Genomic DNA, 13,087 nt, shown 5'->3' with positions numbered 1-13,087 from the left:
AATTTAATCCTGCAAATTTTTATGGCATTATTTTTCCATTCAATTTGATAACCGATTAATCCTAATCTTATGAAATTCAATCAATTTTATATTCCTGTACTAAGTTTTTCATTATTCCTTACTTCATGTAAAAAGAGTTCTGTACAGGCCCAGCAGACCGGAAGTGATGGTAGTGTGGAAACAGAAAAACCGAATTCAGATTATCAGCCGGCCTTTAAAGGACAAACCAGGATTAAGGCGGTAAAGACTGCCGGAGATTATCAGGTAGAAATTCTGAATAAAGATTTAGGCCGTCCATGGGGAATCATTAACCTGCCTGACGGAAAATTTCTGATTACAGATAAGAAAGGGCATATGAATGTGGTTTCCGCAGACGGGAAACAGGTCTCAAAAATTGAAGGGTTTCCCAAAGTAGACTCCAAAGGGCAGGGAGGAATGCTGGACGTAGCACTTGATCCTGATTTTAAAACGAATAGTATTATTTATTTCAGTTTTTCAGAACCCTTCGGAAAAGGAAATCTGACCTCAGTGGCTAAAGGAAAACTGTCTGTCGACCTGAAAAGCATTTCAGAAGTTAAAGTAATTTTCAGGGCAGAACCCTCTTATGACGGAGATAAACATTATGGAAGCAGACTTGTATTTGATAAAGAAGGCTATTTATTTGTAAGTACAGGGGAAAGATCAGATAAGGTTACAAGGGTATATGCCCAGAAAACAGATAATTATTTAGGAAAGATATTGAAGATTACTAAAGAAGGAAAACCTGCTCCGGGAAATCCGTTTGTAGGAAAAGAAGGATATAAGCCCGAAATCTATGCATACGGAATAAGAAATCCGCAGGGATTGGCTATTGATGCTAATGGAAATCTCTGGGATGTTGAAATGGGGCCGAGGGGAGGAGATGAGATCAACCTGATCCTTCCGGGAAAAAACTACGGCTGGGGCGATGTTACCTATGGAATTGAATATTCCGGCCAGAAAGTAGGGCAGGGAATCACACAGAAAGAGGGAACGGAGCAGCCTGTTTACTACTGGGATCCTGTTATTTCTCCCAGTGGCGTTACTTTTTATACCGGGAATATGGAAGAATGGAAAGGTAATCTGTTCATTGGCTGCCTGAGTGGTGAGCATATCAACAGGATTGTGATGAAAGATAATAAAGTAGTGGGAGAAGAACGCCTGCTTGCAGACCAGAATGAGCGTTTTCGGGATGTTCTTAGCGGAATGGATGGTAATTTATATGCTGTTACAGATAGCGGGAAATTGTATAAAATTTCAAAGAAATAAAACAAAATCTCCTGAGAATTTTTTCAGGAGATTTTTAATTTTTAAATTACAGATAGAAAAATTGGTTCTACTAAAAGCTTTTGATAATCCTGTCAAGCCCTTCTTCCAAAATCTCCTGAGAAGTGGAAAAACAAATCCTGATATGGCCTTCTGCTCCTTTTCCAAACCATCTTTCTGAACCGGGAACAACAGCAACCTTACCATACTGTAAAACATGTTGGGTAAATTCTTCGCTGGACATGCCGTTTTCAATTTTCGGGAACAATACAAAAGTGGCTTCAGGCAGATTGGGTGTCAAAATTCCGGAATGGCTTAATTGGTTAAAAGCCAGATCTCTGTTGTTCTGCAGGTGACTTAGGAATTCCTTATACCATGGCTTTGCTCTTTCTATAGCTACACTTCCTGCAATCTGCGATAACGTGGAAACACCTTCTATGGTAGAATTAAAATTTGATTTTTCCGTGAAATCTTCAAGAATTTCAGCATCATTACAAAGAACCGCCCCGATTCTCAATCCGGCAATTCCGAATGACTTTGAAAACCCGTAAACTGTAAAGCTTTTCTTCTTAGCTTCTTCCGAAACGGAAGAGTAAGTATGAAAATCTTTCTGATCATAAATAATATCACTCCATATCTCGTCACTCATTACCCACAGGTTATGGGCAGAGGCAATTTCGGATATTTTTTTCAATACTTCCTTAGAATAAACCTTTCCAAGCGGATTGTGAGGATTACAGATGCTGATCAGCTTCGTTTTCGGATTAATTAATGCAACCATTTTTTCAAAATCTATGGCTCCGGTAGTATGATCTACAGGACATAATCTGACGGTTCCTCCTGCAGCTTCTACCGATCTTTTAAACAGGAAATCAACAGGATCTAAAATGATGGCTTCATCTCCCGGAGAAAGTACATAAGACGCAATAAGAAACATCCCCTGTGCAGCACTGTTGATAGCCAATACATTTTCAGGAGTAAAGGTTCCATGCTTTTCGGTGTTAAAATGTTCTGCAACATTTTTCTTAAATTCCGGAAGACCTGAGAATGGGCCGTAACTCAGATAACCATCCTTTAAATACTCTATAATTCCCTCTTCAATAGCTGGAGCTATCCTGAAATCCGGATCAGCTGCGGTAAGAGGAATGATTCCGTCTTCTATGGCAGCCCATCTTCCGTTGTAGGCTTTTCTTTTTAAGGCTTCAAAATTAATATCGTTATTCGTAAACATTGCTTTATTTATATGAGATGGGTAAAATATTTTCTGATTGCTGGCTAAGAGGGAGTAGGAACTGATCAAGAAGGATTCTTCCGTTCCTGATATGGGTTTCGATTTCCGGTTTTCTTTCTGCTTCATATTTTTTGAAAGTTTCTGTTATGTTTTTTTCCTGAAGCAGATATTGAGTTAGAGTAAAAGAATCCTTTAATGCGGAAGTGACTCCCTGGCTGGTAAAAGGAATAAGAGGATGGGCAGCATCCCCGATGAAAACAATATGGTTTTTGTGAAAAGGATTCAGTTTTTCCAGCTCGTAAACCCTCCACAGATGTACATTTTCGTAGCTGGAGCCTTTCACAATATCAGCAACGAGAGGGTTCCAATCATCAAAAACCTCAAACATGTATTTTTTAAGACTGTCTACTGAGCATTGTTCACCGATTTTGTACTTTTCATTGTCGAATTGAGAGTACCATAAAACGGTATCCGCAGAAAGTTTAAGGATTCCAAAGGTCAGTCCCCCATCTTCATGATGGAATTTCATGAAATTGCTGTCTAAACGGGCAGCTATATCATTACATTTGATGATATTAACCACTTCGTTCTCTCTTACCATCCGCATATTCTCATCTTTAAATATTGCCCTTCTGATCCTGCTTTTAGAGCCGTCGGAAACAATAATCATGTCAGAGTCAAGGTAAGAACCGTCGGTTCTTATTAATTTACCCTGCTGAACAGGGGAGTAAGTAAGTGTTTCTCCATAAGTGATTTTTTCTTCTGGAATATTTTGAGCTAAAATCCGGATCAGAGAGCTCCTTGATATGACAAAAACATTATCCAGATCCTTTTCTGCCAGAATTTCTCCTTTATGAGAATACCGGATATATTTCTTTAAAAAATTACCGTGCTCAAAAAGTTGGGATTGATCCACGATCTGGGATAGATATTCGATCCCTTCCTGAGGAAGCAGGAAGCCATGACCGGTTAAATCATCCTTCTCTCTCCGTTCATAAATGTGATAATTTAAATTGTGCTTTTCTAAGTAACCCGCTATGCTTAAGCCAGATATACCGGCGCCCACGACAGCAATTTTGTTCATTTCGGAATAATGGAGTTTTTCAAGTTAGTGTTTGGGTTTACTTTATGGGTAAACCGTTTTTAAGTATGTGCAAATGTAAATTAAAAACATTCATGATTTGAAAAAAATAAATCACTCCGGTTTAAAATCATGAATTAATAAAATGAAAAGCATAAGGTATTGTGTTTTTTTATAAATGCTGAAATGTAAACCGAATTGTGAAAACACCTTCTTCCTTGAAAGTAGAGTTTGTTTTCTATAATAAATAAAAACCGGGAGTAGATCCCGGTTCTGTTTTTTATGCTTCTTCAAGCTGTACTGTAAAATGTCTTAACAGATCTGGCTCCCAGGTAATCTTGTACCCTTTTGAAATCTCATCCCGTCTTTCATATACATTTTTAATAGCAGCGGCAATATAATCCATATGATTGTTGGTATAGGTCCTTCTTGGAATAGCAAGACGTACCAGCTCCAATTTCGGATAACGGTTTTCTCTAGTTTCCGGATCTCTGTCTGCCAGTAAAGTTCCGATCTCAACAGTTCTGATACCGGCTTCTTTGTAAATCTCAAGACCTAAAGTCTGGGCCGGATATTCCTCGCGGGAAACATTAGGAAGGAAATTAAGAGAATCAATAAATACGGCATGTCCTCCAATTGGCTTCTGAACCGGAATTCCATACTCTATCAATTTGTTCCCAAGATATTCCACCTGAGAAATTCTGCTTTCCAGGTAAGCAAATTCAGTAGCTTCATCAAGACCTACAGCCAGGGCAGCCATATCTCTTCCGGCCATTCCTCCGTAAGTAATAAATCCTTCGTAAATAATGGTGAAATTAGAGGCTTTTCTGAAAACTTCCTCACTGTTTAAGGCAATGAATCCTCCGATATTTACTAAACCGTCCTTTTTAGAACTCATGGTCATCCCGTCTCCATAGGAAAAGATCTCTTTGCAGATTTCTTTAATGCTTCGATTTTCCTGACCTTTTTCTCTTTTTTTAATGAAATAAGCGTTTTCTGCAAACCTCGCTGAATCAAAGAAAACAGGGATTCCGTAACGGTCTGAAAGTTCTCTTACAGCCTTCATATTTTCTAAAGATACAGGCTGTCCACCTGAAGAGTTGCAGGTAATGGTGATCAGACAGAAAGGAATGTTTTCTTTCGGATGGCTTTTATAAACCTCTTCCAGTTTTTCAAGGTTGATATTTCCTTTAAAAGGATGAAGGTCATTAATGTCGAAAGCTTCATCAATCGTACAGTCGATGGCGTGTGCTTTTCTAAACTCAATATGACCTTTTGTGGTATCAAAATGAGAGTTTCCGGGAACAACATCCCCTTCTTTTACCAACACAGAGAACAGAACATTCTCTGCCGCTCTTCCCTGGTGGGTAGGCAATAAATATTTAAAACCTGTGATCTTTTCAACAGTATTCTGAAGCTGTTCGAAAGAACGGGATCCTGCATAGCTTTCATCGCCGGTCATCAGGGCTCCCCATTGTCTGTCAGACATGGCTCCGGTTCCTGAGTCGGTAAGAAGGTCGATGAAAACCTGTGACGATTTTAGATTGAATAAGTTATAATTAGCTTCTTTAAGCCATTGCTCTCTTTCTTCTCTTGTAGACTGGCGAATTTCTTCCACCATTTTAATGCGGAAAGGCTCCGCGTACGGTAAATTCATGCGTTATGTTATTTATTAGATTGTTAACGAAAATTTTTTGAAAATAATTTCAAATTCATCAAAGTATATACGTAAAGGAGCAGAAGGCTGCTATTCAGGAGCTTTAAATATATTGTCGTCAGAATGAAATCCGGCAACACCGCCGCTTACCGCAAACTTCATCGCTGAAGCTGCAGTCATTCCGACAACAGGTTTGATGTTTTTTTCTTCCGTAACAATTACCCATCCTGAAATAGCATAGGAATGAGGTAGATATACCGCAACGTAATTGTGTTTGTCAACGTCCGACATCTCTTTTTGAGTTAAAAACCCGATTCTCCAGATCTCCGGATTCTCATTAGTCTTTACCCAGACAGGATCGTTGAATTTCTTTTTGTCTCCTACAAATGAGGACATAACGTCTTTTGTAGGCGTGTAGATATGCTTAACTCCCGGAGTTTTCTCCAGAAGGCTGTCCATAGTGTCGAAAAAAAATCGCCCCACTACAAACTTATTTCCTAAATATCCGAGAATAGCTGTAAATAGAATGGTTGAAACAAATACCAGCCCCGGGATTTCCTTTGCAACCGAAGGAATAATATTGTCGATAGCACTTACGATATACCAGATTACAAATATAGTAAGGCCTATAGGACCGATAATAACCAGTCCCTGAAAGAAATTTTTCAGAAAAAAATTGGCAATATTTTCGAAGCTTAGCTTTTTCAAGGGTTGTTTTTATTTTAACCGTGTATTGTTTCTTTGTTTCCGTAAGATTGAATAATATTAGCTTCATACTCCAGCCATGCATCCCATCGTTTATTTACTTTTTCAGGATCGCCAAGCTGTCTTGCAAAACCTATAAAAGTGGTGTAATGATTGGCTTCAGAGATCATCAGTTCTCTATAAAATTCCTTAAGCTCTTCATCCTTAATGTTTTCTGTAAGAACTTTGAATCTTTCACAGCTTCTGGCTTCAATCATCGCTGCAAAAAGCATTTTATCTACGATGAGGTCTTCTCTGCTTCCCTGAATGATGAATTTAGCCAGTTCATTTACATAATCATCTTTTCGGGCTCTTCCGAAACGGTAGCCTCTTTTTTTGATGATCTCATGAACCTGGTTAAAATGATCGAGCTCTTCCTGCGCAATAGCAAGAAGCTCTGTAACGATCTCAGGATACTCCGGAAGCATCGTGATCAGTCCAATGGCATTGGTCGCTGCTTTCTGCTCGCACCAGGCATGATCCGTTAAAATTTCTTCAATGTTTCCCTCCGCAATATTTGCCCACCTTGGATCGGTAGGAAGTTTCAACTTAAACATGTTGTAAATTTTTTGTAAAAATAAAACAAATTAGACATATTCAATGCTTTTGGTTTTGCAGAATTTACTTTCTGTTGGTTTTTGTTCAAATGATAACCGTAATTATTGATGATCAAACGCATTTTATTTTTGAAGATTTTCCCGGCAGATCAGATGGCTGTTTTATTTCTTAAAAACTGCAGAACTTTCCATCCTTGAGTATCTATTCTCTTTAAACCCGAAGCAATGATGAAAGCCAGGATGATGTTAATAATATATATGATGACCATCAATAGCCACCAAGGCATATATTCTTTCAATGGTACTACCAGGAAATATACCAATGATGAACTTATCCCTTGTGCGAAGTAAAAGAAAATAGCATTCTTTCCGATATGGGTTACAAAGCTTTCTTTAGTAATCTTTAATCTGTTGTACAATACAAATAAGGTAGTCAAAGAAAATAAAGACCAGATGATATAAGGAATTTTCGGTGGAAATTTATTTTTGTTGATTTTATAGAAGATTTCGCTTCCATAATACCAGAACATCCAGATTAAAGCTGCGGCAACAAGACCATATAATACGGGGATTATTTTTGTCGGAATTTTTTTGCCCCGCATTTGGTGTGCAATCAGAAAAACAGCAAGATAAAAGGCAACATAGCCCACCTGTCCTGCCGGATAATATTCAAGGAAAACGTTAAAAACTAAGGTCAGGCCGATGCACAGCGCAATAAACCAGTTGATATGCTTTGGAAAGAAACGTAATATAAGAACCCCAAATACGGCCAGGATAAAATATACTTTCAGATACCAGAAACTTCCCATCACTACAGGAAAAGTATCGGCATTGGTATACTGGTGAAGGTACCAGTTTCCAAGATTCTGCCACTGAGGATAAACGGAAACTCCGGTTGTGGAATATTTAGATCCAAATGTTGAATAAAACTTCTGCAGCCATTCCAATGAAAAGAAAGACAGTCCGAAGACCTTGAAAAAATAATCTAAAAAGAATAGGAAAGTCACGAAGATCATATAAGTGATCTGCAGTTTTAAAAGCCTGTAGAATGTTTTCTCTATATTCGAGCCTGACGTTATTCCGCTGAGGGCATAAAAAAGAGCCACATCAAAGACCAGGGAAAATACCCTGACTTCCGTAGGAATATAAAACTGTCCCGACCAGAAAGCGGTATGGATGAATATAATAGAAAGCGTTGCCATTCCCTTGGCAAAATCAATGTAGAGGTCTCTGTTCATATATTACAGGATATGGGTCAAAAGTAATTAAACTTTAGTTATTTATCAAATAAACAAAAGAGGCAGAACATGAATGCTCTGCCGCCTTATTAAATATGCTAAAAATGAATGTTTACTTAAGGTGCTTGAATTCTTCCGCAGAAATTTCTCCGGACTGGATTTTTCTCAATTCATCCATATACTGGCTCATATAAGCATCAATTTCCGGATTCTGTGAGTTTTTGCCCATTTTGTATGTTCCGTTCAATACCCCCTGATAATAATAGAAGAAATTATAATCAAAGTTGGATGCATTGAGGTCATACTGTCCCAAAAGGAATCCTAAACGTACTGCAGATCTTCTTTGCGCTGGAGTACCGTGGTGGCCCGGGCTGGAGGTCTGATAATCACCAATACTCTGTGCAAATTCGTATGCTGCAGCAATTTCAGAGAAGTTGGTTTTATTATAACCGTTTGGTCTTCTTAAATAATATCCGGCAAAACCATCCGCTTCCAGCTCGTTAGGTCTGGCTGTAGACTCGTTTACAGAAGGAAGCCCGAAGATATATTGCAGCTGATGGCCATACTCATGAGCAAGGATCATGGCATTAACGATATCACCGCCTTTGTTTTTTGCGTCATAATAGATGGCATAACCGTAATAAATTTTTCCGGTGGAATAAGAAATGGCGTTGTACGTAGAATTGAAATTGGAAGGGTCATCTACGAAACGCAGAGTTGGGTTGCTTCTTCCCCAAAGACCAGCAATTTTGGTCATCTGGGCATTCATGAAGTTAGTATCTGTAGAATTTTGAAGTGCTGTTTTCAGAATTGAAGAAGAAGACCAGTACTGATCTACATAATAACAGACTTTTTCAAGTTCTCCGGGCTGTTCGATTTTTGAACTTTCAGTCTGGGTTTCAGGAAGGACACTTTCTTCCATTTTGTCATCACGGCATCCTGTAAGCAAGAATGCAGCTAGAGCTCCTGCAAATAGGCAGGAATTAAAATTAAATTTCATATAAAATATTTTTTGGTGATAACGAAGGTATGAAATTATATGTTAACTATTAGCACTTTACTGTTAAAAATTATTCAAAGCATAGTGATATGATTTTGGAGTGAAAAAATAGATTGTTGATTGTAAGTTATTTAGAAATTTATTCTTATATTTGCACCTCGAAATAACTAAAAATTTTATAAACAATGTTTGCAATTGTAGAAATAGCAGGGCTTCAATACAAAGTTGAGCAAGACCAGAAGTTGTTTGTAAACCGTTTAAAAGGAGATAAAGGAGGAAAAGTTTCTTTTGATAAAGTACTTCTTACTGTAAACGGAGCAATCACTGTAGGCGCCCCAGCTGTAAGCGGAATCACTGTGGAAGCAGAGATCCTAGATCACGTTAAAGCTGATAAAGTAATCGTTTTCAAAAAGAAAAGAAGAAAAGGTTACAAAGTGAAAAACGGTCACAGACAATCTTTAACTCAAATCGTAATCACTGGTATTACAGGTTTTGAAGGTGGAGCAAAAAAAGCGGCTAAAAAAGAAACTGTGAAAGCAGAAGTTCTTTCTGACCATGCAACTGTTAACTTTGGTGAAGATCACGAGTTGAACTACCACTTAAAGAAAAACAACTTGTCTCAGTCTAAAGAGAACAGAGAAACTTTAATTACTTTAGGTAAAGCAGTTAAAGTGGAATTAGAAAAGAATATTCTTACTCATGAAGAAGTAGATGCTGCTATCATTAAGAATATCGATCAATTTAAAGCACTTAATAAATAATCCAGTAATAAAATGGCACACAAGAAAGGAGTCGGTAGTTCCAAGAACGGTAGAGAGTCTCACTCTAAAAGATTAGGTGTGAAGATTTTCGGAGGACAAGCAGCTATTGCCGGAAATATTATTGTTAGACAAAGAGGTACTCAGCACCACCCAGGTGATAACGTGGGAATCGGTAAAGATCACACTTTGTTCGCATTAGTAGACGGTAAAGTAGTTTTCAGAAAGAAAGCAAACAACAGATCTTTCGTATCTGTAGAACCGAACGCATAATTTAAGCGTTTTATAAAAATAAAAACCTCGGCATCTGCTGAGGTTTTTTTTTATGTTTTTTCGTTAAAAAATAAATTTTTTCTTCATTTATTCTTTTGTTGGTGAAATATTTTTATATTTGTTAACAATCAAATAACAAATCAGTTGCGGGAGCCGAAAAGCATATAGAGTAGGCAAAAAACTAAAACAAAATACTATGAAAAATCTAAGAAAACTTTCAAAAAAACAACTGAGAACAATTGAGGGAGGAGCTATGATCTGTCCACCTCCGGCAACTACCTGTGCAGAATGGTGTTCATGGACGCCTCAACAGAGATTACGCTGCATTAATATGATTATTGATGCGGATCCTTGTCCATGTTAATATAAATAATAGTATTGAAAAATGAACCTCGACTCTGTCGGGTTTTTTTATGCAGAAATTGTAAACTTTTATAGGATAAGCTTTATTGAGCAGGATTGTTGTTTTAACTTAAAATCCAATGGAATTGATGGTGGGGAAAATAAAAACCAAAGCAAAAAGTATTGCCTTGGTTTAAATTATTTTTTTTATTTAGTTTGTTAATTTATTCCTTTAGAATCCTACCTGGAATCCCGCTTTCACGCCAAATGTTGAAATATCAGGTCGGTCAAGATAATTTCCTCTCCAGTTGAAATCAATCCTGAAAATTCTCAGATTCCCAAATCCGATGTTTTCAATTCCGAATCCGTACTCAAAATAGATCTGTTCGCTGGGTGCAGAATATTTAAATCCATCTACATTGACTGCTTTGGAGGCATCGCTCAAAGTTCCATATGCACTTCTGATAAATGCAATTTCTCTAAGCTTCAGTTTTTTGATCAAAGGAATGAATGAAAGAATCTTTCCATTAAAATGATGCTCCAGGTGTAAAGTGGAATACGTATCTGCTACAAACTCATAATAATTAAGCTGGGCAAAAGTATTCGGTGCCAGGCTGTAGGATTGGTTTCCAGGAATCACGTTCTGCAATGCCAGAGGAAGGGTGTTGAAGGTTTTTCCGGCTTCAAAACTTACCAGTGTTTTTCCCCAGCTTCCCATCAGTATAGGCTTGTAGAACATGAATTGAAGTTTGTTGTAATTATAATCTGCATTGAAAAGCCCTTCAATACCTCTGGTGTATCTTAATATAATGGTTGGCGCTAAAGTACCATGTTCATAACGGTCAACCCCGGTCTGTGAAAATTTGGCTCCCGGTCTTGCGATAAGACTTAATGTAACGTGAGAGTCATTAACTGTTTTTCGCAGATCACCATTGCGGTAATACATCAGGCTGAATTTCTCAGGATTAGCAGATTTTATGCTCTGTAAAGTTCCGTCTACTCTTACCTGAAAGTTTTTCCATGGTTCAATAGAGGCGAAAATATTGGTTTTATTGATCGTGCTTAAAGAGGCGTTTTCTCCTCTTGCAAATAGGGTGGAAGAAGCGAAAGTTCGAGCCATGATTCCGTCATCTGTGGTAAGCTGCACCCCAAGCTGCTCAATATCTCTTTTGGTTCCTGCTCCAATCATGAATCTGTTGACCCGGTTGAACATATAACGGGCTTCAGCTCCGTATTTAACCTGCTGGTCTTTGAATCCGTAAGCTGTATAAAATTGAAGTCTCCATGGATCGTTTTGGCCGAAATAGGTTCTCGCTCCAAGTCTTATCCTATCGCCTTCCACTTCATTTTTGCCGTAGATAGAGAAAATTGGGCCAATGTCAATACCTTTAAAGGCGTTATAATATCCAGATGCAAGGGTTTCGTAGATTTTAACAATACGATTGAATTTTGGGGTCTGTTGAAGCTTGTCAAGCATTTCATAAACTCCGCGTTCAGATTTCGATAAGGTGTCCGGCCTTGCTTTTACCCAATAAGCATCATCTTTATCCACAAATTTATCATCATACTCTTCCTGTTTGCGGGTGAATACTTTGTCATCAAGAGGTTTGTTGAAATCATATTGGGAATAATCTACAGTCCTCTTGGCAATGATACTTTTTGAAGTCCTCTTTTTTGCGAAAGGAGTTAATTCTATTTCTGTGATGAATTTTTTAGGAAGGAATGTATTTTCGTCCGGATTGTCATATTCCAACTCGGTGGAAATACTATTAATAAAGTTAACATTGATCTTCTGCGTGGATTTTAAAGTAGCACCTAAAACGGCATAGCTATCCGTATCTATATAAAGATAACCCTGGAAGGCCAGAACGTCTTTCCTTTTAGGCTGATAGCGTATTTTATAAGCGTTTTCCCCGTGAATAGAAATGGTGTCTGTTAAATTATAATCATAAGTACTGAATCCATTGGTTCCGACAGGGCTTGGAAATCCGATGTCAAAATAATTCAGGGTATTATCGTAAATATTAATATCCCGATAGAGATTTTTAGCAGTAATGGTGATGACCTGGTTGTCCTGAAATCCTGATGTTTTCTGAGCTACCAGTAGTCTTTTCGTCTTTTTCCCCGGTTTGTTTTCTCCGTAATTTTCATAAATAGACTCATTGAGGAAAATTGGAAGCCCGATTTTTCCGCTGGCTGTAGAATCTGCATAGTCGAAGATGAAATCCAACTTATTGAAGATTTTTTTACTCATAAATGCACTATCCAGATTATTCGCATCAAACTGAATTTTTTCGTATTCTTTATAAGTGTACGTATCGAATTTCTCTAACCCGTTGTTTCTTTTCCTTTTCCATACTTCCTGCATAATGGCGTATGCGGGATTCTCCTTCTTATTCTTGTATTTAGGTTTTTCGTTGTGGATAACAATCTCGGCGATGGTGTTTTCTTTTTCCTGTGAAAGTTTCACAAAGATATTTTCCGTACTTCCGGGAACGATGGTAACCGTTTCGGTAATATAATTCTTTTTCGAGAATTTCAGTTTGGATATAAGGCTGTCGGACTGCACGGTAAAACTTCCCAATGAAGTTTTTAAAGCGGGTTCCGTATTATCGTTGATAAAGATATCCACACCTGGAATTTCTTTATTGGTTTTTGCATCAACAATTCTCCCGGTCGCTATATTTTGGGCATACGTCAGGCTGGATATAAAGAGCAGAAAAAAGAGATTGTAATATTTAAAGTTGTTGTTTAACATCATTTGGTTCTTCAGGCAATTAGCATAAACAAAAAGCGTGCAGTTTCTTGTAAAAAGATCATAATTTTTAACGTTTTATGCGATTAATCACAAAACTACAAATGTAACGAAAATAACTGTATAAGATTGTGTGATATAAGAGGTTCTGCGGGAATGTTTATAAC

At 37.7% G+C, this 13,087-nt stretch carries 12 protein-coding genes; 4 read left to right on the top strand and 8 right to left on the bottom strand.

Annotated features, from left to right (window positions below):
* Window positions 1-69: 69 nt before the first annotated feature.
* The gene (locus FW768_RS14495) at window positions 70-1,287 is read left to right on the top strand and encodes a PQQ-dependent sugar dehydrogenase (protein ID WP_153396561.1); all 1,218 of its coding nucleotides are present in this window, start codon (window positions 70-72) and stop codon (window positions 1,285-1,287) included.
* Between the two features lie 70 nt (window positions 1,288-1,357).
* Here the strand turns inward: FW768_RS14495 and FW768_RS14490 are convergent, their stop codons facing one another.
* The 7 genes from FW768_RS14490 to FW768_RS14460 all read right to left on the bottom strand — a co-directional run bounded on the left by FW768_RS14490 (window position 1,358) and on the right by FW768_RS14460 (window position 8,792).
* On the bottom strand, window positions 1,358-2,515 hold the full coding sequence (locus FW768_RS14490; RefSeq protein ID WP_153396559.1) for a pyridoxal phosphate-dependent aminotransferase: 1,158 nt from the start codon (window positions 2,513-2,515) through the stop codon (window positions 1,358-1,360).
* Window positions 2,516-2,519: 4 nt separating this feature from the next.
* The gene (locus FW768_RS14485; RefSeq protein ID WP_153396557.1) at window positions 2,520-3,599 is read right to left on the bottom strand and encodes an FAD-dependent oxidoreductase; all 1,080 of its coding nucleotides are present in this window, start codon (window positions 3,597-3,599) and stop codon (window positions 2,520-2,522) included.
* Between the two features lie 277 nt (window positions 3,600-3,876).
* Window positions 3,877-5,253: a tryptophanase gene (locus FW768_RS14480; protein WP_153396555.1), complete on the bottom strand. Its 1,377-nt coding sequence runs from the start codon at window positions 5,251-5,253 to the stop codon at window positions 3,877-3,879.
* Window positions 5,254-5,343: 90 nt separating this feature from the next.
* Window positions 5,344-5,961 (bottom strand): DUF502 domain-containing protein, encoded by a 618-nt coding sequence (locus FW768_RS14475; protein ID WP_062698892.1) that lies wholly within the window; start codon window positions 5,959-5,961, stop codon window positions 5,344-5,346.
* Between the two features lie 14 nt (window positions 5,962-5,975).
* A complete protein-coding gene (gene miaE, locus FW768_RS14470) occupies window positions 5,976-6,554 on the bottom strand; it encodes a tRNA-(ms[2]io[6]A)-hydroxylase (protein WP_153396553.1) in 579 nt (192 codons plus the stop codon).
* A gap of 149 nt (window positions 6,555-6,703) precedes the next feature.
* Entirely contained in the window at window positions 6,704-7,792 is a 1,089-nt protein-coding gene (locus FW768_RS14465; RefSeq protein WP_153396551.1) for an acyltransferase family protein, read from the bottom strand.
* A gap of 112 nt (window positions 7,793-7,904) precedes the next feature.
* The gene (locus FW768_RS14460; RefSeq protein ID WP_153396549.1) at window positions 7,905-8,792 is read right to left on the bottom strand and encodes a neutral zinc metallopeptidase; all 888 of its coding nucleotides are present in this window, start codon (window positions 8,790-8,792) and stop codon (window positions 7,905-7,907) included.
* Window positions 8,793-8,977: 185 nt separating this feature from the next.
* On the opposite strand from FW768_RS14460, the gene rplU reads away from it, so the two are divergent.
* From rplU to FW768_RS14445, 3 genes are all read left to right on the top strand, one after another.
* The gene (gene rplU / locus FW768_RS14455) at window positions 8,978-9,553 is read left to right on the top strand and encodes a 50S ribosomal protein L21 (RefSeq protein WP_076357125.1); all 576 of its coding nucleotides are present in this window, start codon (window positions 8,978-8,980) and stop codon (window positions 9,551-9,553) included.
* A 12-nt stretch (window positions 9,554-9,565) separates the two neighbouring features.
* A complete protein-coding gene (gene rpmA, locus FW768_RS14450; RefSeq protein WP_027372929.1) occupies window positions 9,566-9,823 on the top strand; it encodes a 50S ribosomal protein L27 in 258 nt (85 codons plus the stop codon).
* 196 nt (window positions 9,824-10,019) lie between these two features.
* On the top strand, window positions 10,020-10,187 hold the full coding sequence (locus FW768_RS14445; protein ID WP_153396547.1) for a bacteriocin-like protein: 168 nt from the start codon (window positions 10,020-10,022) through the stop codon (window positions 10,185-10,187).
* Window positions 10,188-10,397: 210 nt separating this feature from the next.
* Here FW768_RS14445 and FW768_RS14440 read toward each other — a convergent pair whose 3' ends face one another.
* The gene (locus FW768_RS14440) at window positions 10,398-12,926 is read right to left on the bottom strand and encodes a DUF5686 family protein (protein ID WP_231128695.1); all 2,529 of its coding nucleotides are present in this window, start codon (window positions 12,924-12,926) and stop codon (window positions 10,398-10,400) included.
* Window positions 12,927-13,087 lie beyond the last annotated feature (161 nt).

This window comes from Chryseobacterium vaccae, from assembly GCF_009602705.1.
Classification (GTDB): Bacteria; Bacteroidota; Bacteroidia; order Flavobacteriales; family Weeksellaceae; genus Chryseobacterium; species Chryseobacterium vaccae.
Note: the sequence above shows the minus strand (reverse complement) of the source record. Positions and strands in the feature narration are given on the sequence as shown.

Coding starts and splice junctions, on each gene's coding strand:
- rpmA (WP_027372929.1), top strand. CDS start 9,566: ATGGCACACAAGAAAGGAGTCGGTAGTTCCAAGAACGGTAGAGAGTCT.
- FW768_RS14445 (WP_153396547.1), top strand. CDS start 10,020: ATGAAAAATCTAAGAAAACTTTCAAAAAAACAACTGAGAACAATTGAG.
- FW768_RS14465 (WP_153396551.1), bottom strand. CDS start 7,792: ATGAACAGAGACCTCTACATTGATTTTGCCAAGGGAATGGCAACGCTT.
- FW768_RS14495 (WP_153396561.1), top strand. CDS start 70: ATGAAATTCAATCAATTTTATATTCCTGTACTAAGTTTTTCATTATTC.
- miaE (WP_153396553.1), bottom strand. CDS start 6,554: ATGTTTAAGTTGAAACTTCCTACCGATCCAAGGTGGGCAAATATTGCG.
- rplU (WP_076357125.1), top strand. CDS start 8,978: ATGTTTGCAATTGTAGAAATAGCAGGGCTTCAATACAAAGTTGAGCAA.
- FW768_RS14440 (WP_231128695.1), bottom strand. CDS start 12,926: ATGATGTTAAACAACAACTTTAAATATTACAATCTCTTTTTTCTGCTC.
- FW768_RS14485 (WP_153396557.1), bottom strand. CDS start 3,599: ATGAACAAAATTGCTGTCGTGGGCGCCGGTATATCTGGCTTAAGCATA.
- FW768_RS14460 (WP_153396549.1), bottom strand. CDS start 8,792: ATGAAATTTAATTTTAATTCCTGCCTATTTGCAGGAGCTCTAGCTGCA.
- FW768_RS14490 (WP_153396559.1), bottom strand. CDS start 2,515: ATGTTTACGAATAACGATATTAATTTTGAAGCCTTAAAAAGAAAAGCC.
- FW768_RS14480 (WP_153396555.1), bottom strand. CDS start 5,253: ATGAATTTACCGTACGCGGAGCCTTTCCGCATTAAAATGGTGGAAGAA.